24 protein-coding genes and 1 tRNA gene are annotated in these 24092 nt (G+C 63.1%); 12 read left to right on the forward strand and 13 right to left on the reverse strand.

What is annotated here, in order from left to right; all coding sequences use genetic code 11:
• Positions 1-110: 110 nt before the first annotated feature.
• Both bchE and JQK88_RS03765 read left to right on the forward strand, forming a co-directional pair.
• Positions 111-1658 (forward strand): magnesium-protoporphyrin IX monomethyl ester anaerobic oxidative cyclase, encoded by a 1548-nt coding sequence (gene bchE / locus JQK88_RS03760; protein ID WP_203277475.1) that lies wholly within the window; start codon positions 111-113, stop codon positions 1656-1658.
• Positions 1659-1824: 166 nt separating this feature from the next.
• Positions 1825-2223: a RidA family protein gene (locus JQK88_RS03765; RefSeq protein WP_192256976.1), complete on the forward strand. Its 399-nt coding sequence runs from the start codon at positions 1825-1827 to the stop codon at positions 2221-2223.
• Between the two features lie 42 nt (positions 2224-2265).
• Here JQK88_RS03765 and argB read toward each other — a convergent pair whose 3' ends face one another.
• Positions 2266-3159: an acetylglutamate kinase gene (argB, locus tag JQK88_RS03770; RefSeq protein ID WP_112559011.1), complete on the reverse strand. Its 894-nt coding sequence runs from the start codon at positions 3157-3159 to the stop codon at positions 2266-2268.
• A 109-nt stretch (positions 3160-3268) separates the two neighbouring features.
• A complete protein-coding gene (locus JQK88_RS03775) occupies positions 3269-3859 on the reverse strand; it encodes an amidase family protein (protein ID WP_246501764.1) in 591 nt (196 codons plus the stop codon).
• A gap of 147 nt (positions 3860-4006) precedes the next feature.
• Here JQK88_RS03775 and JQK88_RS03780 point away from each other — a divergent pair, with 147 nt between their 5' ends.
• The 5 genes from JQK88_RS03780 to JQK88_RS03800 all read left to right on the forward strand — a co-directional run bounded on the left by JQK88_RS03780 (position 4007) and on the right by JQK88_RS03800 (position 8460).
• Entirely contained in the window at positions 4007-4546 is a 540-nt protein-coding gene (locus tag JQK88_RS03780; RefSeq protein WP_112559010.1) for a sigma-70 family RNA polymerase sigma factor, read from the forward strand.
• Positions 4543-5268, forward strand: coding sequence for an anti-sigma factor (locus JQK88_RS03785; RefSeq protein ID WP_203277477.1), 726 nt, complete (start codon positions 4543-4545; stop codon positions 5266-5268). Before JQK88_RS03780 ends, JQK88_RS03785 begins: the two co-directional genes overlap by 4 nt.
• A 226-nt stretch (positions 5269-5494) precedes the next feature.
• Positions 5495-6052, forward strand: a complete 558-nt coding sequence (locus JQK88_RS03790) for a fasciclin domain-containing protein (protein WP_203277479.1) — start codon at positions 5495-5497, stop codon at positions 6050-6052.
• A gap of 216 nt (positions 6053-6268) precedes the next feature.
• Entirely contained in the window at positions 6269-6769 is a 501-nt protein-coding gene (gene msrB, locus JQK88_RS03795) for a peptide-methionine (R)-S-oxide reductase MsrB (protein ID WP_203277480.1), read from the forward strand.
• Positions 6770-6924: 155 nt separating this feature from the next.
• The gene (locus tag JQK88_RS03800; RefSeq protein ID WP_203277490.1) at positions 6925-8460 is read left to right on the forward strand and encodes an FAD-dependent monooxygenase; all 1536 of its coding nucleotides are present in this window, start codon (positions 6925-6927) and stop codon (positions 8458-8460) included.
• 99 nt (positions 8461-8559) lie between these two features.
• Here the strand turns inward: JQK88_RS03800 and JQK88_RS03805 are convergent, their stop codons facing one another.
• Complete coding sequence (locus JQK88_RS03805) at positions 8560-10161, reverse strand: DHA2 family efflux MFS transporter permease subunit (RefSeq protein ID WP_203277498.1); 1602 nt, start codon at positions 10159-10161, stop codon at positions 8560-8562.
• 22 nt (positions 10162-10183) lie between these two features.
• On the reverse strand, positions 10184-11368 hold the full coding sequence (locus JQK88_RS03810; protein WP_192256964.1) for an HlyD family secretion protein: 1185 nt from the start codon (positions 11366-11368) through the stop codon (positions 10184-10186).
• 146 nt (positions 11369-11514) lie between these two features.
• Between JQK88_RS03810 and JQK88_RS03815 the strand changes: the two genes are divergently transcribed.
• Positions 11515-12258, forward strand: coding sequence for a TetR/AcrR family transcriptional regulator (locus tag JQK88_RS03815; protein WP_203277499.1), 744 nt, complete (start codon positions 11515-11517; stop codon positions 12256-12258).
• A 9-nt stretch (positions 12259-12267) separates the two neighbouring features.
• Here JQK88_RS03815 and yihA read toward each other — a convergent pair whose 3' ends face one another.
• From yihA to rpmH, 5 genes are all read right to left on the reverse strand, one after another.
• The gene (gene yihA / locus JQK88_RS03820) at positions 12268-12927 is read right to left on the reverse strand and encodes a ribosome biogenesis GTP-binding protein YihA/YsxC (RefSeq protein ID WP_203277501.1); all 660 of its coding nucleotides are present in this window, start codon (positions 12925-12927) and stop codon (positions 12268-12270) included.
• Positions 12924-13562: a CatB-related O-acetyltransferase gene (locus JQK88_RS03825; protein ID WP_203277503.1), complete on the reverse strand. Its 639-nt coding sequence runs from the start codon at positions 13560-13562 to the stop codon at positions 12924-12926. The genes yihA and JQK88_RS03825 overlap by 4 nt, the downstream gene beginning before the upstream one ends.
• Positions 13563-13865: 303 nt before the next feature.
• A complete protein-coding gene (gene yidC / locus JQK88_RS03830; protein WP_203277505.1) occupies positions 13866-15680 on the reverse strand; it encodes a membrane protein insertase YidC in 1815 nt (604 codons plus the stop codon).
• 14 nt (positions 15681-15694) lie between these two features.
• Positions 15695-16048, reverse strand: a complete 354-nt coding sequence (gene rnpA, locus JQK88_RS03835; protein WP_192256954.1) for a ribonuclease P protein component — start codon at positions 16046-16048, stop codon at positions 15695-15697.
• Positions 16049-16064: 16 nt separating this feature from the next.
• Entirely contained in the window at positions 16065-16199 is a 135-nt protein-coding gene (rpmH, locus tag JQK88_RS03840) for a 50S ribosomal protein L34 (RefSeq protein WP_008833937.1), read from the reverse strand.
• Positions 16200-16521: 322 nt separating this feature from the next.
• Between rpmH and JQK88_RS03845 the strand changes: the two genes are divergently transcribed.
• Positions 16522-18039 (forward strand): ATP-binding protein, encoded by a 1518-nt coding sequence (locus JQK88_RS03845; protein WP_203277506.1) that lies wholly within the window; start codon positions 16522-16524, stop codon positions 18037-18039.
• 194 nt (positions 18040-18233) lie between these two features.
• A tRNA-Arg gene (locus tag JQK88_RS03850) sits at positions 18234-18310 on the forward strand.
• 81 nt (positions 18311-18391) lie between these two features.
• Here JQK88_RS03850 and JQK88_RS03855 read toward each other — a convergent pair.
• Positions 18392-19576 (reverse strand): MFS transporter, encoded by a 1185-nt coding sequence (locus JQK88_RS03855; RefSeq protein WP_203277508.1) that lies wholly within the window; start codon positions 19574-19576, stop codon positions 18392-18394.
• Positions 19577-19599: 23 nt separating this feature from the next.
• The gene (locus tag JQK88_RS03860; protein ID WP_312037231.1) at positions 19600-20898 is read right to left on the reverse strand and encodes an FAD-binding oxidoreductase; all 1299 of its coding nucleotides are present in this window, start codon (positions 20896-20898) and stop codon (positions 19600-19602) included.
• Between the two features lie 204 nt (positions 20899-21102).
• On the opposite strand from JQK88_RS03860, the gene JQK88_RS03865 reads away from it, so the two are divergent.
• Positions 21103-22008: a LysR substrate-binding domain-containing protein gene (locus JQK88_RS03865; protein WP_203277512.1), complete on the forward strand. Its 906-nt coding sequence runs from the start codon at positions 21103-21105 to the stop codon at positions 22006-22008.
• A 199-nt stretch (positions 22009-22207) separates the two neighbouring features.
• Here JQK88_RS03865 and JQK88_RS03870 read toward each other — a convergent pair whose 3' ends face one another.
• Together JQK88_RS03870 and JQK88_RS03875 are read right to left on the reverse strand one after the other, a co-directional pair.
• Complete coding sequence (locus JQK88_RS03870; protein ID WP_203277514.1) at positions 22208-22918, reverse strand: methyltransferase family protein; 711 nt, start codon at positions 22916-22918, stop codon at positions 22208-22210.
• Positions 22919-22967: 49 nt separating this feature from the next.
• Positions 22968-23384: a GbsR/MarR family transcriptional regulator gene (locus tag JQK88_RS03875; RefSeq protein WP_246749729.1), complete on the reverse strand. Its 417-nt coding sequence runs from the start codon at positions 23382-23384 to the stop codon at positions 22968-22970.
• Between the two features lie 119 nt (positions 23385-23503).
• Here JQK88_RS03875 and JQK88_RS03880 point away from each other — a divergent pair, with 119 nt between their 5' ends.
• Entirely contained in the window at positions 23504-23785 is a 282-nt protein-coding gene (locus JQK88_RS03880; RefSeq protein WP_203277517.1) for a hypothetical protein, read from the forward strand.
• Positions 23786-24092 lie beyond the last annotated feature (307 nt).

Below are 24092 nucleotides of genomic sequence, written 5' to 3' on the forward strand. Positions count from 1 at the left end.
CTCGGCATCGCCATTTCTGCCGAAAAGCTGCACGCAAACTGCTGAACGGAGCCCAATTGCCGATCTGAAACGCCGGCTACGCCATCCGGACCACTGCTCCGGGGTCCGTCATGAACATCGTGCTGATCAATCCGCCGCACACCGCCATCGGCAGCCGCGTGCCCGACGACCATCTGCCGCCGCTTGGCCTGCTTGCAATCGGCGGGCCGCTGCTCGACGCCGGCCATGAGGTGCGGCTCGTCGATGCCGAATTCGGGCCGATGCCATTGGACACTCTTGTGCGCGATGCTTTGAGCGGCCAGCCCGACTGCATCCTGATCGGCCATTCCGGCTCGACCTCGGCGCATCCGACCGCGCTCACCATCGCGCGCATGGTCAAGGCACGCGAGCCGGCGACGCTGGTGATCTATGGCGGCGTGTTCCCGACCTATCACTGGCGCGACATACTGGCGGCAACCGACGTCTTCGACTTCATCGTGCGCGGCGAGGGCGAGGCAACCACCGTTGCTCTCATCGAGGCGCTGGACAAGCGCCGGCCGTTGGCCGAAGTCGCAGGCATCGCCTATCGCGACGATCTCGGCCGCCCCTTTGCAACGCAGCCGGCCGCCACCATCGCCGCTCTCGACGACTATCGCGTCGGCTGGGAGCTGATCGACCATCGCCGCTACAGCTATTGGGGCGGCAAGCGCGCCGTGGTCATGCAGTTTTCGCGCGGCTGCCCGCATCTGTGCAATTATTGCGGCCAACGCGGTTTCTGGACCCGCTGGCGACATCGCGATCCCAAGAAGTTTGCGCAGGAGATTGCCTGGCTGCACCGCGAGCACGGCGTCGAACTGGTCAACCTCGCCGACGAAAACCCGACCGTGTCGAAGAAAGCCTGGCGCGCTTTTCTCGATGCGCTGATCGCCGAGAACGTGCCTGTGCTGATCGTTGGCTCGACCCGCGCCGACGACATTGTGCGCGATGCCGATATCCTGCATCTCTACCGCAGAGCGGGCGTCATCCGCTGGCTGCTCGGCATGGAAAACACCGACGAGCAGACACTTGCATTGATCCGCAAGGGCGGCAGCACCTCGTCCGACCGCGAGGCAATCCGGTTGCTGCGCCAACATGGCATCCTGTCGATGGCGACCTGGGTGGCCGGATTCGAGGACGAGACCTTTCGTGACCTTTGGCGCGGCTTCCGCCAGCTGCTTGCCTATGACCCCGACCAGATCCAGGCGCTCTATGTCACGCCGCATCGCTGGACGCCGTTCTTCCGCATCGCCAGGGACCGCAAGGTAATCCAGACCGACGCCCGGCTGTGGGACTACAAGCACCAGGTGCTGCAGATGACGCGGCTGAAACCCTGGATGCTGTTCTTCTCGGTCAAGCTGATCGAGGTCGCGGTGCAGTCGCGGCCGAAGGCGCTGGCCCGCATTCTTTCCCACCCCGATCCCGAACAGCGCCATTCTATGCGCTGGTATACGCAAATGGGCCGCCGCGTCTGGTTCCGCGAGGTCTGGGGCTTTTTGGCCCGCGACCGCCGCCTGAAGGACGGGCCGACGCTGGCTGAGTTCTGGGGCGCGCCGCAGGACGCCGAAGAGGAATCGATGGTCGTCGTGCGACCGCCGCGCAAGTCTACCGAAGCGGCCGTCGTTATCTCGCCGGCCGCCTGACGCGGGCTCTGCTGCCATTTACAGATATACGGGGCGTATGTGTATTGACATACGCCCCGTATGTGCCCATCTCAGACGTACGGGGCGTATGTAAACTGCTCCGGACAATGGAACGCAGGCCGCGATCGTCGGGAGATCCGATCTGCCACGTCTGAATGGAGTGAAAATGACCAAACGTGACGCTATCTTCCCTGCCGGCCGGCAGGCTCTGTACGAGATCAACCGCTATTCGGCGGCAATCCGCTCAGGCGACTTCCTGTTCGTCTCGGGTCAGGTCGGCAGCCGCGAGGACGGCTCGCCGGAACCGGTCTTCGAAAAGCAGGTCCAGCTTGCCTTCGACAATCTCGCAGCCGTGCTGAAGGCCGCCGGCTGCACGTTCGACGACATCGTTGATGTCACCACCTTCCACACCGATCCGGCCGCGCAGTGGGCCGCGATCGACGCCGTCCGGCTGAAGGCGTTCGGTGAGCCGCCCTACACCAACTGGACCGCGGTCGGCGTCAATTGGTTAGCCGGCTTCGACTTCGAGATAAAGGTCATCGCGCGCCTGCCTCAATCCGCTTGACAGAACTGGCAGCCTGATCGACGGGCTGCGGCCAGCTGCGGCTCAGGGCACGATCAGCGTGCCGGCGCCGTGTTCGGTGAACAGTTCGAGCAGCACCGAATGCGGCGTCTTGCCGTTGAGGATGACGACGCCTTCGACGCCGCGCTCGATCGCCTCGATGCAGGTCTCGACCTTGGGGATCATGCCGCCCGACACCGTGCCGTCCTTGATCAGCGCCTTGGCCTCGGCCACCGTCAGCTCATCGATCAGCTTCTTGTTCTTGTCGAGCACGCCGGGCACGTCGGTCAGGAACAGAAGGCGCGTCGCCTGGCAGGCGCCGGCAATGGCGCCGGCAAAAGTATCGGCATTGATGTTGTAGGTGTGGCCGTCGCGGCCGGGCGCCACCGGCGCCAGCACCGGGATCATTTCGGAGCGCGCCAGAAGGTCGAGCAGCGTGCGGTCGACCTCGACCGGTTCGCCGACGAAACCAAGATCGAGCACGCGCTCGATGTTGGAGTCCGGGTCGATCATGGTCTTGCGCGCCTTTTCGGCGAACACCATGTTGCCGTCCTTGCCGCACAGGCCGATCGCCCATTCGCCTTCGGCATTGATCAGCGCCACGATCTCCTTGTTGATCGAACCGGCCAGCACCATCTCGACGATCTCGACCGTCTTCTGGTCGGTGACGCGCAGGCCGCCCTCGAACTTCGATTCGATGCCCATCTTGGCCAGCATGGCGCCGATCTGCGGCCCGCCGCCATGGACGACGATCGGGTTGACGCCGGACTGCTTCAACAGCGCGATGTCGCGGGCAAAGGCCTTGCCGAGTTCGATATCGCCCATGGCATGGCCGCCATATTTCACCACCACGGTCTTGTGCTCGTAGCGCTGCATATAGGGCAGTGCCCGCGAAAGCAGGGCGGCCTGCATTTCGGCGGTGGCGGTGATCTCCGTCATCGGCGTGGTTCCCTGGATGTGGGTAAGGACGGCGGCGTCTTAGCGGGAATTGGCGCAGGCCGCAAACGGCTTTGCTGTCACAATGATGAAATCGCAGAGACGGCGCGATCTAGCCCGGCACCTTCAGCGGCGCCCGCCGCGTCAGCCAGCCGGAGCAGGCTGCGGGCACCCGGACCGAGCCGCCGCCATCCGAGGCATGCGCCGCCGGCACCACACCCGCGGCTACAAGTGCTGCCGACCCCCCGGACGAGCCGCCGCTGGTGTGGTCCGTGTTCCACGGATTGCGGGTGATGCCGGAGGCGGCCGATTCGGTCATCAGCCTCAGCCCTTGTTCGGGCGAGGTGCTGGTTGCAACCGGAATGAGCCCGGCAGCGAGATAGCGCTCGGTCATCACCGAATTGAAGTCGGCGGTGAAAGCCGGAATGCGGCTGCCGGTATGCGTCGGCACGCCCTTGATGGCGATGCCGAGGTCCTTCAGCGCAAAGGGCACGCCGGCCAAAGGCAGGGTGCGGTCGACGGATTTCGCCCGCGTCCTGGCCGCATCGTAGAGCGGCTCGGCAATGGCGTTGATATCCGGACGGGTGGCTTCGGCGCGTGCGATGGCTGCATCGACAAGGTCTTGCGGCGAGATTTCGCCGCTATGTACCAGCTCTGCCAGGCCGGTTGCATCGTTTTCCCACAGCATCCGTTCGGCCGACATCGCTTTCCCCTTTTGATGAGAGGCTAACGACAGCGGATTTCCTTGGCAATCGACCGACAATTACTCGCGATTCAAATAGGACGACGTTTGCGTGGAGAATACCAATTCCGCCTTTGCAAATAAATCGCTATCGCCTAGCTTGTCCGCATGACGCCGCAGGACATCTCCACCCTGATTGTCCGGACTTCGATGAAGGATCGGGCTGCGTTTGACCTGCTCTACCGGCAGACCAGCGCGAAACTTTTCGGCGTGTGCCTTCGTGTATTGAAGGACCGGGGAGATGCGGAAGAAGCGCTGCAGGAAGTCTTCGTCAAAGTCTGGACCAAGGCCGATCGTTTCGCCGTTTCTGATCTCAGCCCAATCTCCTGGCTGGTAGCCATAGCCCGCAATCATGCGATTGATCGCATCCGATCGCGGCGCAAGCCTGCTGCCGATATCGATGCCGCGCTCGACGTGGCTGACCCGGGTCCGGGGCCCGAGGCCATGGTTGTTGCGGGCGGCGAATCCGAGCGCATCTACCAGTGCCTCGAAGAGTTGGAACAAGACCGGGCGCAGGCCGTCCGGGGTGCTTATTTGAACGGCGAAAGTTACGCCGACCTCGCGGAACGTCACAAGGTTCCTCTGAACACGATGCGAACATGGCTGCGCCGTAGCCTGTTGAAACTTAGAGAATGTCTGGAAAGATGACCCTGGCAGAAGAAAATGGACCGGAACGTGGAGGCGACGACCTGCTCGCAGCCGAATACGTTCTCGGTGTGCTGCCGGCGGATGAACGCCAGATAGCCTCCGGACGTATCGACGCGGAGACCGGCTTCGCTCGTCTCGTCGATTCCTGGGAGGTTCACTTTTCGCCGATGGCCGCCGCCTATGCGGAAGTAGAGCCGCCGGCCACCGTCAAGCCGGCCATCGATCGCCGGCTGTTTTCCTCCACCGCAGCGTCGACTACTGCGGCGCCGAGCGACAGCCTTTGGGCCAGCCTTGCCTTCTGGCGCGGCCTCACCGCAGCGGCTCTCGCCGCGCTGGTGCTTTACGTCGCCGTGCCTTACGTCAGGCCGCCGGTCGTCGTGCCGCAGGAGCGCCTTGTCGCGTCGTTGGCTGCCGACGGCAGCGATGTCAAATACCTCGTCGTCTACGACGCCGCACGCCGCGATGTCGGCCTGTCGCTGGTTTCGGGCGAACGCGCCGCCGGCAAGGACTTCGAGCTGTGGATGATCGAAGGCAAGAATGCGCCGGTTTCGATGGGCATCATTCCCGCCGGCCAGACCACGCACATCCCGGTTACACCGGCCGTGCAGCAGAAGCTGGCGCAAGGCGCCGTGCTCGCCGTCAGCGTCGAACCGACGGGTGGTTCGCCGACCGGACAACCGACCGGACCGGTCGTTGCCGCGGGCGATCTGAAGGGCATCTGATTAGACCTCAAGGGCATGACGTGGTCATGAAGAGCAGAGGAAGTATATCTTCCGCTGTTTTCGTTCTGGCCGCCGGCGGCGAAAATTAATGATTCGGTCCCCCGAAAATGTAGTTCGCCGACAAAATAAAGAATAATTTTTCCGGCACGCGGAAACTCAAGCAGTTCTGCTCCGTATCTCCTCATGTTCCCGAAAGGGGAACAATAACCCGAGGAGTCCGAACACTATGCGTAGAATCGCCACCCTTTTGCTCGCCGGTACCATTGCCGTCTCCGCGCTCGCCACCACTGCCTATGCCGAGAACCCGATGGTTGGCGGCGCCGCCATGTTCGCCAACAAGAACATCGTCGAGAACGCCGTCAATTCGAAGGACCACACGACGCTGGTTGCGGCCGTCAAGGCTGCCGGCCTGGTCGAGACGTTGCAGGGCGCCGGCCCGTTCACCGTCTTCGCGCCGACCAATGACGCCTTTGCAGCCCTTCCGGCCGGCACGATCGAGACGCTGCTCAAGCCCGAAAGCAAGGACAAGCTCACCAAGATCCTGACCTGCCATGTTATCGGCGCGAAGGCGATGGGCGCGGATGTCGCCGCAATGGCCAAGGCCGACGGCGGCACCCACAAGGTCAAGACGGTCGGCGGCTGCGAGCTGTCGCTCAAGGCCGATGGCGGCAAGGTCACCGTCACCGACGAGAACGGCAATGTCGCCAATGTGACGATCGCCGATGTCGAGCAGTCCAACGGCGTCATCCACGTCATCGACAAGGTCCTGCTGCCGAAGATGTAACAAAGCGTCTGCCGCCGACGAACAGTTGGTCAAGGCTCCCTGCAGATTGCGCGGCTCGCGTCCCCGTGGGCCGCGCAAACGACCGAGCGCTCCATCCCGTCCGCTATAAGCGCGGAGCCGGTGTGGAGCGTTCGTTTGCAGAGGCCACCGTCACCGGCTTTTGATTTTCCAGTGGCGGCCAAATTTGGCAAAACAACGCGCAGGAGGATTTCTGTCATGAACCGTCGAGATTTGCTTTTGAGCGGCGCCGCCATCGCTGCCGTGGCCGGCGCGGCGGCAACGTTGCGCATGGGCGGAACCCAGACCGCCAGGGCAGCCGAAACTTTCGAGGTCACCAAGACCGACGCCGAGTGGCACGCCATCCTGTCCGACGAAGCCTTCAACGTGCTGCGCAAGGAAGGCACTGAGTATCCCGGCACCAGCCCGCTGCTCAATGAGCACCGCAAGGGCATTTTCGCCTGCGCCGGCTGCGACCTGCCGGTCTATCCCTCGGAGACCAAGTTCGATTCCGGCACCGGCTGGCCGAGCTTCTGGCAGGAAATCCCCAATGGCATCGGCAAGACCGAGGACCGTTCGCTGGGCATGACCCGCACCGAGGTCCACTGCCGCCGCTGCGGCGGCCATCTCGGCCATGTCTTCGATGACGGTCCGGCGCCGACCGGCCTGCGCCACTGCATCAACGGCGTTGCGCTCAGCTTCAAGCCGGCCATGGCCTGACCGTCCAGCGTCTCTTGGTGATGTCGGAAATGTGGGAGGTGGCGTAGCGACCGCCTCCTACCTGTGAAAATGGGGCCAAAACTCTTAAAATCAAGAATTGGCAGATGCCTTTTTATGCGTAGATTCCGCAGCCCTTGACGAGAGGGCCAGAACCTATGCAACGAACTGAAGAACGGGCTCGCCAAGGCGAGCGCAAATCGACCGGTCGTGCTGATGCCGACCGGTCGCAAATCTCCCATCCTGTGGTGATCGTCGGAGGCGGGCCGACCGGACTGGTGCTGGCCGGCGAGCTGTCCTTGGCCGGCATCGATGTCGCCATCGTGGAGCGGCGCGTTGGACAGGAGCTCGACGGGTTGCGCTCCGGCGGCCTGCACGCACGAACCATCGAGATCTTCGACCAGCGCGGCATTGCCGACCGGTTTCTGGCGCAAGGGCGGACTGCCCAGGTCGCCGGCTTTGCCGGGGTTTCACTCGATATCAGCGACTTTCCCACCCGCCACAATTACGGGCTCGCTTTGTGGCAGAAGCATATAGAGCGCATCCTTGCCGACTGGGTGGAGGAGCTTGGCGTCACGATCTACGGTCGCTGCGAGGTGACGGCTTTCGTGCAGGATGAGAGCGGCGTCGACGTCGCGGTCAGCGATGGCCGCTCGCTTCGTGCCGACTACCTCGTCGGCTGCGACGGCGGCAGAAGTCTCGTGCGCAAGGCTTCGGGCATCGAGTTCCCGGGTTCGGATCCGACGACCAGCAACCTGATTGGCGAGGTCGAGGTAACAGAGGAGCCGAACTGGGGCATCCACCGCGATGCAACAGGTATTCATGGTCTCACCAGGCTGGACGACGGGACCGTGCGGGTAATGGTGACCGAACGCGAGGTCGGGGCTGTCGCGCCGCCCACGCTGCGCGATCTGAGCGACGCGCTCATTGCTGTCTTCGGCACCGACTATGGCGTCCACAATCCGGCATCGCTGTCCCGTTTCACCGATATGGCCCGGCAGGCAGCGTCATACCGCCAGGGGCGGGTGCTGCTGGCCGGCGACGCCGCCCACGTGCATCCGCCGGACGGCGGACAGGGCATGCAGCTTGGTGTGCAGGACGCGGTCAATCTGGGCTGGAAGCTCGCCCAGGTGGTCAGGAAAACGGCGCCGGAAAGCCTGCTCGATACTTATCAGGCCGAGCGTCATCCGGTTGCCGCCAGGGTGTTGCAAAACACCATGTCGGCGGTCGTGCTGCGCCGTGAAGACGAACGCATAAAGGCGCTGCGAGGCACCGTGTCTGAGCTTCTCGCCATGGAAGAGCCGCGCAAGCATTTTGCGGGCATGATGTCCGGTTTGGATATCCGCTACAATGTAGGCGAGGGCCACGAATTGCTGGGACGTCGCATGCCGGATCTCGACCTCGTCACCGCCGACGGGCCGCTGCGGGTCTTTGCGCTGCTGCACGACGCGCGACCGTTGTTGCTCAACTTTGGAAAACCCCGCGCTTTCGACATCGGCCCATGGGCGGATCGGGTTCGCTCGGTCGACGCTGGATATGATGGTGCATGGGAGCTGCCTGTGCTGGGCGCGGTCGAAGCTCCCGGCGCCGTATTGGTTCGGCCCGACGGTCATGTGGCCTGGGTCGGTGGTCCGACATCGGCGGGCCTGACCGACGCGCTGACCAGATGGTTCGGGCCGGCTGCCGCGGCATAAAGGTCGTGAAATCTCGGTAGTACTTAATCGTGACCCCGGAAATAGGGGGTTGATTTCCGGGGTCACACATGAGGGCGCCAGGCGGGGGAACCGACGCGCTCAATGGCCTCCGCCGCCACCGCCCGCAGGCGGCGCCGGCTTGGAGATGACCATGGTGAAAACAGCCATGATCGCGAACAGGGCGGTCAGCATGGTGAACACGTCCATGAACGACAGCAGCGACGCCTGCTGGTGGGCCATGCCAGACAGTTTGGAGATCGCCGCCTTGGTGGCGTCGAGGCCGGGCGTCTGCTGGAAATCGAGCGTCATGTTCTGCAGCTTCTGCTGGGCCGCAGCACTGCCCCATTCCACATGCTCGGCCAGCCGGGCGTAATGGAACGCGCTGCGATCGATCAGCACGGTGTTGATGATGGCAAGGCCGACCGCGCCGCCGAGGTTGCGGGTCAGGTTGAACAGGCCGGACGCGTTCTTCAGCCGGTCCGGCGGCAAGGTGCCGAGCGCGATGTTGTTGATCGGCACCATGCACAGCATCATCGAACAGCCGCGCAGGATCTGCGGGATGAGCAGCTCATAGAAATCCCAGTCGGCCGTCAGATGTGTCATCCACCAGGTGCCGGCGGCGAAGCCGAGCAGCCCGATCATCATCATGACGCGCAAATCCATCTTGCTCGACAGGATGCCGGAAATCGGCGCAGTGACGAACATCGCCAGGCCGCTGACGAACAGCGCCTCGCCGATCATCAGCGAGTCGTAGCCGCGGATGCGCCCGAGGAACACCGGATAGAGATAGGTCAGGCCGTAGAGGCCGATGCCGATGACGAAGGAGAACAGCGAGCCGAACGCAAAATTGATGTTGGTGAAGGCCCTGAGATCGACGATCGGCTCCTCGGCGGTGAAGGCGCGCCAGAAGAACAGCACCGCACCGACAACCATGATGATGGCGCAGATGAACACTGCCTGTTCCTGCAGCCAGTCATGGTTGGGACCTTCCTCGAGCACATATTCCATACAGCCGAGGAAAGCCGCCATGCCGGCAAGGCCCCACCAGTCGAACTTGCTGAACAGTCCGAGATTGGGCTTGTCGAAGTCGATCAGCGACCAGGTCGCGGCTGTCACCAGAATACCCGGCACGACATTGATCAGGAACAGCCAGTGCCACGACAAGGCATGGCTGATATAGCCGCCGACGGTCGGGCCGATGGTCGGCGCCAGCGTCGCCACCAGGCCGATCATCGGCGACACCATGGCGCGGCGCGATGGCGGGAAGATGGTGAAGGCAGCGGCGAAGACGCTCGGAATCATGCCGCCGCCGATAAAGCCCTGGATGGCGCGGTAGACGATCATCTGGTCGATGTTGGTGGCGGTCGCGGCCAGCGCGCTGGCCGCCGTGAAGCCGGCCGCGGCGCCTGCAAACAGCACGCGCGTCGACAGCATCCGGCTGAGGAAGCCCGACAGCGGGATCATCACCACTTCGGCGATCAGATAAGCGGTCTGCACCCACGGGATTTCATCGGAACTGGCGCTCAGGCCGGCCTGTATCTCGGCCAGCGAGGCCGAGACGATCTGGATGTCGAGGATCGCCATGAACATGCCGAACACCATCGCCAGGAAGGCGATGAGGCGGCGCGTCGAGATGGTGGTCGGCACCGCCGGCATGGCAGGTGCCGGCACGGCTCCAGCAGTGATGGTTGCGGTTGCCATGGCGTTCTCTCCCGGCGGCCGCTCAGTTCGCCGCGGCCGGAGCCGTGCGGCTGTCGACGGCGACGATGACGCTCAAGCCCGCGCGCAGCCTGCCCGCCTTCAGCACATCGGCCGGCACCTCGATGCGAACCGGGACGCGCTGCACCACCTTGGTGAAGTTGCCGGTGGCATTTTCCGGCGGCAGCAACGAGAACACCGCGCCCGAAGCCGGTGCCAGCGACGACACCGTGCCTTCGAAATCATGGCCATCCGTGGCGTCGACCGAGACCCGCACTTTCTCGCCGGGCACCAGCTTGGCCAGCTGCGTCTCCTTGAAATTGGCGACGATATAGAGCTTGTCCATCGGCACCACGACGGCGAGCTTCTGGCCGGGGCTGACGAGGTCGCCCTGCTCGACCGAGCGATTGCCGACGACGCCGTCATACGGCGCCTTGAGCACGGTGAAGGACAGATCACGCGCTGCCTTGTCGAGGCTCAGTTGCAGCGAGGCCAGCGTGCTGGCGGATTCGGCGCGCTGCGCCTCGAACACGCCGATATTGGCCTGCGCAGCGGCGATCTGCGCGTCGGCGCCGACAAGGGCTGCATTGGCCTGGTCGAGAGCGGTCTGGGCATCGTCGAGCTGCGCCTGTGTGCCGACATGGGTCTTGACCAGTTGCGCGGCGCGCTGCTGGGCACGGGCGGCGTTGTCGGCGGCTGCCTGGTCGGCGACCTTCTGCGCCTGCGCTTGCTGCAGCGAGGCCTGTGCCGCCTTGGTCTGCGCGTCGATGCGATCGAGCGTCTTGGTCAGGGTGGCGATCTGGGCCTCTGCCTGGGCGACGGCAATCTTGTAGTCGCCGTCATCGATGGTCAGCAGCGGGTCGCCGGCCTTGACTTGCTGGTTCTCCGAGACCTCGACCTTGTCGACATAGCCGGAAATCTTCGGCGAAACGAATGACATGTCGGCCTGGACATAGGCGTCGTCGGTCGAGATCAGGAACCGGCCGTCGGTCCAGTAGTTATAGCCATACCAGGCGCCGGCGCTCAGCAGCGCGAGCCCGACAATCGGCAACATCAGTGAGCGCGCCGAGCGCTTCTTCTTCGCCGGGGTCTCGGCCAAAACTTCGGCGGCAGGCTTGGGAGGCGCTTCCGGAGCTTCGATGACCGGCGAGACCTTGGCGGTGGGGAAGGGCCGGACTTCGGCGGTCGTGGTTGGGGTGTTCGAGGACATGATATCTCGCTACTGTCACTATATGAGCAAATCGTGTTATACTGAACCGTTCGGTTCGATGTGGACGTTGACATAGCGTTAAAGTGGGCCCATATCAAGGGCAATCGAACCAGTCGGTTCGAATTATTTTGCGAGGTGTGACTTTTATGGCCGACACGTTAGCCGACGCCGAAAATGATTCGTGCGATGTGGTGGACAGCGCGCGCCGCGGTCGCCCGGCGGCGGGCCAGGATCCGGTCAAGCGCAGCCAGATCATCGAGGGCGCGCGTCGTGTGTTCATCGACAAGGGCTTCGAAGCGGCGTCGATGAACGACATCACCCGCGAGGCCGGCGTCTCGAAGGGCACGATCTATGTCTACTTCGCCAACAAGGAAGAGCTGTTCGAGGCGCTGATCGAGGAAGAGCGCGGCACCATCTTCAAGAACATGTACGATATGCTCGACCGCGCCGACGATCTGCGCCAGACGCTGGTGAAGTTCGGCACGGTGATGTCGATGAAGATCACCTCGGCCAAGGTCATCCAGGCGCAGCGCACGGTCATCGGCGCTTCCGACAGGATACCCGACATGGGGGCGCGGTTCTATGAGCGCGGCCCCAAACGCGGCCACGACAAGGTGGCGCAGTTCCTCAATGCCGCCGTCGATCGCGGCCTGCTCAAGATCGACGACGTCGATCTTGCCGCCTATCAGTTCACCGAACTGTGCCTGGCCGGCCTGTTCCGCCAGTGCATCTTCGCCTACCGCACCAAGGCGCCGAGCCAGGATGAAATCGACCACATCGTGCGGACGGGCGTCGACGTGTTCCTGAAGTACTACGGCACCGAAAAGCTTGCCGAGGAAGAAAGCCACCAGCTGATCGCCCTGGAGGCGAAGGCCAAGGCAAAGGCCTAGCTGGCTCGCTCAGCCGCCATTGGCGGCCAGCACGATCGCCGCGCGTAGTTCCTCGAGACCTTCACCCTTTTCCGATGACGTGGCGAGCACGAACGGAAACGCCGCCGGCCGCTTCTTGATCTTCAGCAGCGTCTCTTCGATCAGCCGCGGCACGCCCGCCGCCTTGATCTTGTCGGTCTTGGTCAGCACGATCTGGTAGGACACCGCCGCCTTGTCGAGCAGCGACAGCACTTCGTCGTCCTTGGCCTTGATGCCGTGGCGGGCATCGATCAGCACATAGACTCGCTTCAGCGTCACGCGGCCCTTGAGATAGTCGAAGACCAGCTTGGTCCAGTCGTCGACCTTTTCCTTCGGCGCGCTGGCATAGCCGTAGCCCGGCATGTCGACCAGCGCCATCGGCGGCAGGTCGGTGCCTTCGCCGGAAAACCCGCCCGGCACGAAATAGTTGAGCTCCTGCGTGCGCCCCGGCGTGTTGGAGGTGCGCGCCAGCCCGTTATGGCCGACCAGCGCATTGATCAGCGACGACTTGCCGACATTGGAGCGGCCGGCAAAGGCGATTTCCGGCGGCCCTTCCGGCGGCAGGAATTTCATCGCCGGCACGCCGCGGATGAATATCCACCCTTTGGTGAACAACTCGACGCCGATAACCGTATTGCCCAACGCGTTCAAACCGCTGCCTCCAGCCTGGAAATATCGGCGCCCCTGATGGCATTGAGGTTGCGGCCGATCTTGTCCACCGGCCAGTTCCACCACGCCACCGAAAGCAATCGCCGCACCGTCCTGTCGTCGAAGCGCATCTTCACCACCTTTGCCGCATTGCCGGCGACGATCGCATAGGCCGGCACGTCATGCGTCACCACCGATTTCGCCGCCACGATGGCGCCGTGGCCGATCGACACGCCGGGCATGATCACCGCATCCATGCCGATCCATACATCATTGCCGACCATCGTGTCGCCGCGCACTTCCTGCGACCACGTTTTCGGATCGAAGCCGTGTTCCCAGCCATGGCCGAAAATGTTGAACGGATAGGTCGAGAAGCCGGACATCGCATGGTTGGCGCCGTTCATGATGAAACGCGCCCCTTCGGCGATGGCGCAGAACTTGCCGATGATGAGCTTGTCGCCGATGAACGGATAGTGATGCAGAACGCACCGCTCGACGAATTTGTCCGGCCCGTCCGGATCGTCATAATAGGTGAAGTCACCGATCTCGATATTCGGTGCCGTGACCAGCGGCTTCAGGAAGCCGACCCGGGTGTGCATCGGGATCGGGTGCTTGATGTCTGGGTTGGGTCCGTCCATGGCGAGGTCCGTTGAGAAGTGGCAGCCGGGCGCAGGCGCAATCCGCGTGCGCCGTTCAAAATAGCGTGATCCGCCCTATAGCACCAATCGTCCGATGAGCGAGCCCTGCAGAGCTGCGACGGTCACTTCGTGCCGCAGCAGATCACGATCGGATCGGACATGGAGCGGTCGAAACCGGCACCCTGATAGACCTGGACGTTGGCGGCCCCGGGCGGCAGCAGGAAGCTTCCCCCTATGCTCCGTTGAACAAAAGCCCCGGGCAGTGAACTGGCCGGGGCTTCTTGAGTGGCATAAGGGTGCCTTCTATTCCGCGGGCGATGGTTTCTTTCGAAACAGCGCCGCCAGATTGTCCCACAACTCGATCTTGGCGCCCTGGCGCTTCATGATCACGCCCTGCTGCAGGATCGACAGCGTGTTGTTCCAGGCCCAGTAAATGACGAGGCCGGCCGGGAAGCTGCCCATCATGAAGGTGAAGATCACCGGCATCCAGGTGAAGATCTGCGCCTGCGTCGGGTCCGGCGGCGTCGGGTTCATGCGCATCTGCAGGAACATGGTGATACCCATGACCACCGCCCAGGCGCCCATATGCGGCAGGAATGCAGGCGGCGCGAAGGGCAGCAGGCCGAACAGGTTAAAGATCGAGGTTGGATCGGGCGCGGCCAGATCCTGGATCCAGCCGAAGAACGGCGCGTGCCGCATCTCGATGGTGATGTAGAGCACCTTGTAGAGCGAGAAGAACACCGGGATCTGCAGCGCCACCGGCCAGCAGCCGGCGAGCGGATTGATCTTCTCGGTCTTGTACAGCTCCATCATCGCCTGTTGCTGCTTCATCTTGTCGTCCGCGTATTTCTCGCGGATCTCGAGCATCTTGGGCTGCACCTTCTTCATGTTCGCCATCGACGCGTAGGATTTGTTGGCGAGCGGGAAGAAGATGGTTTTCACGACGACGGTGGTGGCCAGGATGGCCAGGCCGAAATTGCCGAAGAATTTGTAGAGCGTGTCGATCAGGTAGAACATCGGCTTGGTGATCCAGATGAACCATCCCCAATCGATCAGCCGGTCGAACAGCCTGATGTGGCGGTCCTGGGCGTAGGCGTTGATCTTGTTGACTTCCTTGGCGCCGGCAAAGATCTCGGTCTCCACCGTCGCCGACTGACCAGCGGCAATGGTGATCGGGTCGGTGAGGAAGTCCGACTGGTAGCGCGGGCGGCCATTGTCGTAATAGGCATAGTGCGGCTGGAACGGCTGCTTCTCGGTCGGCACCAGGGTGACCGCCCAGTATTTGTCGGTGATGCCAAGCCAGCCATCGGTCGACTTGCTTGGGGTGTAGAGCTTGTTCTTCTCGATGTCGGCGTATTTGTGCTCCTGCAGGCCTTCCGTGCCGGTGACGCCGATCAGGCCTTCATGCAGCACATAGGAGCTGGCAACGGCCGGCTTGTCGAAACGGATAACGCGGCCGTAATTCGACAGCGTAACGGGAGCCGAGCCCGAATTCTGCACCGCGTCGGAAACGGTGAACATGTAGTCGCCATCGACCGAGATCGTGCGCTTGAAAGTCAGGCCCTTGTCGTTGGTGAAGGTCAGCGTCACCGGCGTCGCCGGCGTCAGCGTCGCATTGCCGTCGACGCTCCAGACGGTTTCCGGACCTGGCACCGCGCCGGTCGTGTCGCTGCCGACAAAGCCGATCTCGGCATAGTAGCCGGTGGGCAGCGCCTGCGGGTTGAGCAACTGGATCTGCGGCGAGGTCTTGTCGACCGTCTCGGTGTAGTGCTTGAGCTTGAGGTCGTCGAGGCGGCCGCCGGTCAGGTTGATCGAGCCCGACAGGCTTGGCGTGTCGATCTTGACGCGGGCAGTCTTGGCCACTTCCTGCGCACGGCCTTCCGGCGTCGTGACGTAGGTGCCGGGCGCGTTCGGAATGGCGCCGGGCGCCGCGGGCGCCGTCGTGCCGCCGGGATTTGCGGCCTCGGCCGCCTCCTTCTGCTCCGCCGCCCGCTGCTCTTCGATGCGCGTGGCTTCGGCTTGCCGCTCGCTGCGCGGCAGCACATAGAAATATTGCCACAGCCCAAGGATCAGCACCGACAAGACGATGGTGATGTAGAAGTTCCGGTTGTTTTCCATCGAAAGCCCTTGGCCTATCGTGTTCCGCTGAGACGGCGGGAGAGCTCGGCCTTCAACTGGCCGAACGGAATGGTAAGCACGTCTTCACGCCCGACGATGACATAGTCATTGCCGGGCGCCATGTCACTTGCGGCATGGGTGCGCACGGCTTCTTTCAGTCGCCGCCTGATGCGGTTGCGCACGACTGCATTGCCGACTTTCTTGGTGACGGTGAAGCCGACGCGCGGCGACAGACCGTCATTGCGGTCGAGAACTTCAACGAGAAAAAGCCGCCCGCGCCGCTTTTCACCGCGGCGGACGGCCAGGAATTCCGCACGTTTCAGAAGCCGCTTGGGGTTTGGTCCCACTGGCTTGCCGGTTGTGGGCAACGATCTCGTCTTCCGTTCAGGCGCTGAGCCGCTTGCGGCCGCGGTTGCGGCGAGCTGCGACGACGCCGCGACCACCCTTGGTGGCCATGCGAGCACGAAAACCGTGCCGGCGCTTGCGGACGAGTTTGGACGGTTGGTAGGTACGCTTCATTTGTTTTAATACCGCGGGGTGCGGCCCTTCTTGATTCTGTCACTGTGTAACAGGAGCTTTGCCGGGCCGGTATTGGCGCGATCGAAACCGCGCCGGGACGAATGGCCCGAGCGTGAGCGGCTTATAGAAAGAAGGGTTTTGGGAGTCAATCCGGCGCGAACTATGAGTTCGTCGCAGTGCGAACGACCAGTTCGTCGCGGTGAGAACGACCAGTTCGAGGCGGTTTTATTGCTGGTACCATCGTCCAACCAAGGATGAAATTGGCAAAAAAGCCGCAATCGCCTAATCTCAACCGATCAAGCGTTTGTGAAGACAGGCCTTAATGAGCGAACTTGCCTCAGCGGATGAAGGGACCGGCCCGGTGAAAGCCGACACCAGCCCGGCGTCCGTTCGCCCGGCTCCGAGCCGTTCGGTGCCATTGGCGCGCGGCCTGTCGACCAAGCTGCTCTTGCTCACCATCGTCTTCGTGCTCCTGGCCGAAGTCCTCATTTTCCTGCCCTGGATCGCCAGCTACCGCCTGGCCTGGCTGAAGGAGAGGCTCAGCACCGCCGCCGCCGTGTCGATCGTCCTGGTGCAGGGCGAGCCCAATTCGCTCTCCCGCGCCGCCCAGAACGACGTGCTGATGGCGATCGGCGCCAAGGCGATCGCGGTGCGCGACGGCGGCGTCTCGCGCCTCCTGGTGGTGGCCGAAATGCCGCCGCAGGTCGACGAGCACATCGACATCGCCAATGTCGGCATGATCAAGGGCATTACCGGGGCGCTCGACACGCTGTTCTTCGGCGGCAAGCGTATGCTGAGGGTCTTTGGCCCGGTCGGAGAAAGCGACAAGGAATTCGAGCTGATCATGCCCGACTATTCCTTGCGCAACGCCATGCTGCGCTATTCGCGCAATGTCGCTTTCGTCTCGCTGCTGATCTCGCTGTTCACCGCCATGCTGGTCTATGCCGCGATCGACCTGATCATGATCGGCCCGATCCGCACCATGACGCGTTCGATGCTGTCCTTCTCCGAGGCGCCCGACGATCCCGGGCGCATCATCCACCCGGCCGCTCGCGCCGATGAGATCGGCGTTGCCGAACGCGAACTGTCGCAGATGCAGGAGCGGCTGCAAAAGATGCTGTCGGAGCAGAAGCATCTTGCCGATCTCGGCCTCGCCGTCTCCAAGATCAACCACGACATGCGCAACATCCTGGCCTCGGCGCAGCTGATGTCGGATCGCTTGCGCCTGGTCAAGGACCCGACCGTGCAGGCCTTCGCGCCAAAGCTGTTGCGCGCGCTCGACCGCGCCGTGTCCTATTCCGAAGGCGTGCTGGCCTATGGCCGCACCCAGGAGCCGGCACCCTCGCGCCGCCGTTTGCGGCTGCGCCAGCTGGTCGACGACGTCCACGGCCTGCTCGACATCGAGGACGGCATCGAATTCGTCAACGCCGTCGAGCTCGCTTTCGAGGTCGATGCCGATTCCGACCAGCTGTTTCGCGTGCTCACCAATCTCTGCCGCAACGCGGTGCAGGCGATGGCAGCCGACTCGGAGAGCGCGCTGGTGCGCCGGCTCGCCGTGTCGGCCGAGCGCATGGGCAGCGTCAGCCGCATCATCGTCACCGACACCGGCCCCGGCCTGCCGCCCAAGGCGCGCGAAAACCTGTTCGCGGCGTTTCGCGGCTCGGCCCGCAGCGGCGGTACCGGCCTTGGCCTGGCCATCGCCCACGAACTGATCCGCGCCCATGGCGGCACGGTGGAGCTGGTCGAATCGATCGGCGGCCGCACCACCTTCGCCGTCACCATCCCCGACCAGCCCGTCCGCCTCGACCAAGCCCGCAACGGCCTGCGCCGCCCCGCCTGAGGTGTGTCGATATTCAGCTGAGGCCGGCCTGCGCCGAATCTCGTCGCACCTTGATCTGCACCGTCGAAAGCGCCTGCGACAAAACTTTTGCCGGATCGGCTTGCTTTTCGGAAATTCAGTCGTTAGGGAACACGTCTCGTCGCGGCCGGTCGCCAGGACCGGATCGCGGGGCTATGCAAAGCATGGCCTGTTGCGCGCCCGTAGCTCAGCTGGATAGAGCACCAGACTACGAATCTGGGGGTCAGGAGTTCGAATCTCTTCGGGCGCGCCATTTGACTCTAAATTGTCCTGATTTGCGAACGCCATAGACCGCCGTTTCCCGTCATCGAGCGTGCCGGCGGTCTCAGCACGACTAGCCGCCTTGCCTGGATGGAACCACCATCGGCTGTGGGAGGCGGCTGATCCGATGGTATGTCCAAAGGAGGAAAGGGCAAAGGAGGAGTGCGGCAGCGCCGAAATCGAGCGCGCCCGTCGCGGTGCCGGCCCAGGTTGCAAGTTTGCCGCCAATCGCCGGCCCCGCCAGCATGCCGGCATAGTAGACAGTGTAGAACACCCCCATCCCGATCGATCGAGTCCTCTGATCGAGCAGCCGCGCGGGCAAGCTCATAGTCGCGCCGGCAGGCAGGCCGCATACGACCCCCATGGCAATGATGAGGGGCAGCACTGGTCCGCTTCGCGACAGAACGAGCATCAGGAGTGCAAAGCCGATACAGCCCAGGGCGAGAACCGCGCCGCCGCGCTTGGTGCGATCGGTCAGGAAGCCACCCAGGGGGACCGAAAGGGTGGCCAGCCAAAGCACGATGCTGATCGTCGATCCCGCCGCAGAGTTGGACCAGCCGCGCTCAACGAACATCGACGGACCGAAGCTGAAAACCATTGCGAAGCCGACATTGTAGAGGCACCAGATCAGGCCGGCGGCAATGAGGGCATAGGTTGTCCCTGCCGAAATGCCGGAGCGTTCGATTCCGCCGGCGGGCCGCACCTCCGGCGAACGATAGACGAAGGTCATCAGGCCGATGCTGGCGATGACGAGCAGCGAAACGGCAACGCCCACGGCGGTCATCCCGAACGTCGTTCCGATTGCCGGCAGCAGCACCAGAGCGATGGCGATGCCTGCTGGCCACGAGTTGATGTAGATAGCCATGGCGGTTGCGATTTCCCGGCCGGTAAACCAGTCGGCGACCATCTTGGTCATCAGGACGTTCAGGAGGACACCGCCAGTGCCACCGATCAGCCGGCCGCCGACCTGCAGGTTCCAGGATGTCGACGTCGTCATCAGCATTTCACCCGCCAGCATCATCAGGAGGCCGGCGAGAACAGTTGCCTTGTCGCCATAGCGCCGGCCGATGGTCGCGCCGGGCAGGGCCAACGCCACTCCCGGCGCAAGATAGAGACCGATCAGAACGCCGATGTCGGCCAGGCTCGCACCGAGGCTGTCGCTGACCAGAGGCGCGACGGCGCCGACGCTCTGGAACTGAAACGCCATTGCGGTGCGGGCGACAAACAGGACAGCAAGGATCGTCCAGCGACTGCGCACGGTTCCCCCACGGATATTGCCAACTATTCAGGCCTGATATTCTGGTTCAATCGGAAGAAATTGGTCGGGTCGTATTGCTTCTTGATGGCGGCGAGGCGCGCATAATTGGCGCCGTAGGCATCACGCACGCGCTCGTCACCCTCGTCACCGAGATTGTTGGCATAGACGCCGCCGGTTGAGAATGGTCTGACCGCATTCCATAGGTCGCGCGCCCAGCGGATATTTGCGTCGTCATCTGCCGGATCGTCCCAGATGGCGATCGGGAAGCAGTCAAGCGCCGCATCGCGGTTGGCATAGGGCGAGTGCGATGCGGGCACGCGAGCGATGGCGCCGCCGACCTGCTGGAAAACCAGCAGCGAGGAGCGATTGGGAGCCCTCGCGTAAGTGTCGAGCAGCGCCCCGATCGCACCATCGCTGATCTCGCGCAGGAACTGCGCTTTCCAGTAATAGCGTCGCCCGCGTGGAAAGAGGCTGTCGCCCGCCGATTGGATCTGAAGATAAGGAATGGCTTGAAGGCGACTGTCGATGGGGGATCCGAATTTCATCAGCGGCGCAATGACAGGTCCGCCAGTTTCGGGTGACCCGACATAGCAAGCCGAGATGCTGAAGGCTCGGTCGCCCGATGGCAGCGTTACGAGCGCGGCATCGACGCTGACCTCGTCCGGGGCGTCGCGGGAGAATTTGTCGTAAAACCGCATAGCCTGGCGCGCATGATTGTAATCGTGAAGAACCGAGCCCACGAGAAGCGCCGGGCCGAGCGGGTGCAGCCGGTATTCGAACGCCGTCACGATGCCGAAATTGCCGCCGCCACCTCGCAAGGCCCAGAACAGGTCGGGATGCTCGCTGGCGCTTGTCCGCAACAGCCGTCCCTCGGCGGTGACGATTTCAGCCGCGATCAAATTATCGCAGCTCAGTCCGTGCTTTCGCCCGAGCTTGCCGAAGCCACCACCCAGCGTCAGGCCGGCAATACCGGTGTCGCCGTTCACGCCCATGGTTGTTGCGAGGCCGTGGGCCTGCGTGGCTGCGTCGAACTCGCCGAGGGTCAGACCGGCTTCGGCCCTGGCAATGCGACGCTCAGGATCGACTTCGATCTTCTTCATGCGGGATAGGTCGATCACCACCCCATCGTCGCAGACGGACAGACCGGCGACGTTATGGCCGCCGCTGCGAACTGCCACGAGACAGCCTTGTGAACTGGCATAGGTCACGGCATGGACGACGTCATCAGGGTCAGCGCAAAAGACAATTGCAGCAGGGTGTTTGTCGATCGCCCCGTTCCAGACCCTGCGCGCCTGGTCGTAGGTAGCGTCCGTCGGCAACACCAGTTCGCCCCGTAAGCCTCGCCGTAGCTGTTCAATCGCCGCACTCGGAGAATGAGATCGGCCCAATAGCGCCTCGGTCTGTCGTGGAATCTCCATCGAAATCGCCCTCGGTTCTGGCAGGACTATGGTCTCACAGAGACGCAACCCTCTGCAAAAGCGAAATTCTTAGCTGCTAGATGAGCAGAATTCATCTACACTGCCGGCATGAAGAACAGTCCGCCGCTTCGCGCCTTGCACGCCTTCGAGGCCGCGGCCCGGCATGGCAGCTTCAAGGCCGCAGCGGCGGAACTCGGCGTGACGCCGACAGCGATCAGCCACCAAGTCCGCCTGTTGGAAGATATATGCGATCGCAAGCTGTTCCAGCGCCGACCGCGCCCGCTCGTGCTGACGAGCGCAGGAGCGCGGCTGTTTCCCATCCTCCGCAACGGCTTTGATCTTCTCTCCGGCTCCCTTGCCGCAGTCGCCGAGCCGGATTTTCAAGCGCCATTGCGGGTGACAAGCCCAAACGCTTTCGCGAGTCGATGGCTGGTGCCTCGATTACCGAAATGGCGAGAGGCCAACCCGGCCGTACCACTGGATATCATCGGGACGGACGCAGTACTCGATCTACGCGCCGGCGCCGCAGATGTGGCGATCCGCTACACACGTCGCCCGCCTTTGGGCTTTGCCATGCAGGAGATATGTCGCGATTCCTTCTTTCCCATTTGCAGTCCCCGACTATTGGCAAGCGACGGGCGAACGATTGAGCGTGCTGCTGATCTCCTGCGTTATCCCCTGATCCATTTTGACTGGATGAACCGGGATCCGGACGCTCCCACCTGGACCCGGTGGCTAGCAACGGCCCGTTCGATCGATCCAGACCTAATCCCGCACAAAGCTTGGGATTTGAGCTTCCGCGAGGAGCTGCATGCGATCGATGCGGTGGTCGCCGGGCAAGGCATTGCGATCTGTAGTGACGTCGTGGTTGGCCGTGAACTGGAAAACGGCTCGCTCGTCAAAGCGCATCAATTATCCTTGCCGGGCTACAGTTTTTATATTGTTTGGATGCCCCACAGTCCGAGATCCGCGGTGATAGAGTCCTTCCTGGCGTGGATGAGAACCGTCGCATGAGACCGTCGAACCTGGGATATCAAGCGCAAATACACGCTGTTTGCGCCGCTGATATTCCTGAACAAAGGCGCGATCTCTCGCGACCTCCGCTACCTCAAGACCGAGCTCGAGCGTGCCTGCCTAGACCTCTTGTTTTTGCATAGTTTCGGACGGAAACCGCTTCACACTTTTCCTGGAATTGCTGATCGGATTCCCGCCCTCACCAGAAGCCGGGGACCAATCTGTGCCGCACGCGACGGGAATAATCGTCATATCCGGGAAGTTCGGCCCGCAGCAGCCGGTCTTCCCAAGCGGTGCGCAAGACGAGCAGCGCCGACGCCAGCGCGGCGGGCACCAGGGCCCAGAACGAAGCCAGCGCAAGCGCCATGCCGAAGAACAGAAACAGCGCTGCGATATAGCCAGGGTGACGCACGAAACGGTATGGGCCGGCATCGATCACGCGCTGATGCCGTTCGGACTGGATGCGGACACCCGGCTCGAAGTATGGGTTCACCGCTTGTGCCCATCCGGTCACCGCGACGCCCGCCAGCACGGCGATGTAGCCGCAGAGCACCGCCCAGACGGGAACAGCCGACCAGTGAAAGCGCCCGGCGTCGAGCGCCGCCACCGGCAGGATCGCCACCATCGCCGGCAGAATGACCGCGAGCAGCGCCTTGTCCCAGCCTTTCGTGCCCGGCTGGAACCGGCTACGCGCGCGGTAGATGATCGGATTGACCCGCGCGATCACCAGCGCCGAGACGCCGAACGCCGAAATCATAACGGCAAGGAACACCCATCCGGGCCACCAGGCAATCGTGCCGACCGGGACGAAGATCAATCCCAGCAGCCCCAGCGGCAGGCCGATCGCATAGGCAATGCCTGTGCCGCGCGACATAGCGGGCGGCTCCCGGGGCGTCTTGGTCTGTTCCATGGCGCTACCTCCCTCGGCGGATTTGTCTCCGGACTGGAATGCCGACCGATCATGTCGATCGGGATCGCGGCTTCTTCGCGCGCCACTGCCCCAGCGCTGTCTCCATCGCTTGGCGTATCGCCAGGTAGAACGCCGCCATTTCGTCGAGGCGATCGCGCGCTGCTCCCGACGCGACGGCGTCCGTGCTGTTCCTCATGAGATCGGCGAGCGCGTCGAGCAAGCGGTTCTGTTCGGTCAGCATGCCCTCGTAATTGTCGGACACTGCGTACAAAGCGCGCTTGCTTCCGCGCTCGCCGTGGCGCTGGGCGAGCCTGTAGGCTTCCAGCAACCGCGCCGCGACGCTTGCGCTGCTTTTGCTGATCTCGAGGTCTGCCGTGATGCGGTCGAGGCTGACCGGCTCGGCGCAAAGCAGCAGGTAGCCGTAGAGGCGCGCCGCTGTCTGGGGCACGCCCCAGGGGATCAGCAACCTGGCCGCATTCTCGATGAAGCGTTGTTCGGCAGGGCGATTGTTTGACATATTCGGCATATCTCGAATATAATGCCTTTAAGGATGATGGATGACAAGGGCCTGCCCTGGAGCCGGTTATGCTTCCCTATCTTGTGGCTGGGATCGTCATCGTCGGTTTGCCGACGATCTATGCGGCGGTGCGATTCCGCGAGTATCGAAAATTTCTGGCCGGCGCGTTCTTCGTCAGCAGCGGCATGCAGTTCTACTTTTGTCTGGCGAAGATTCCGATCCCGCTGATGTGGACAAACGCCATTCAGTCCCCCGAACTCAGTGGCGTGCGCGGGACGATCCATTTTGCGCTTTTCCTGATCTGCCTCTACTTTGGCTGGTTCTTCCGCCGCAATCGTCGCACCGACTGAGTGTACCGCTCAGGTCTTCAGGACGTTGGCGGCCATCGCACGGCCTCGATTCGCTTGCCGGCGATGTCGCCGCCGCGAAAAGCTCCCTTGGCGGGGTCGGCAGCCCTGCGATCCTGGTCGGACATTCCTATGGCGGCTCGCTCATCACGCACGCCAGGGCTGATCCGCGCGTGGCGGGCTGGTTTACATCGCGGCGCTGGCGCAACGCTGCACCGGCCTTTGGCTGGCGGAACCCCAAGCAAGATCTTTCAATGAATTGGAACAGATGCGGCCGGCTGCCGTTTGCTTTCTTTCGTCCATTGAAAGG

The organism is Mesorhizobium caraganae, assembly GCF_016836705.1.
GTDB classification, from domain to species: domain Bacteria; phylum Pseudomonadota; class Alphaproteobacteria; order Rhizobiales; family Rhizobiaceae; genus Mesorhizobium; species Mesorhizobium caraganae.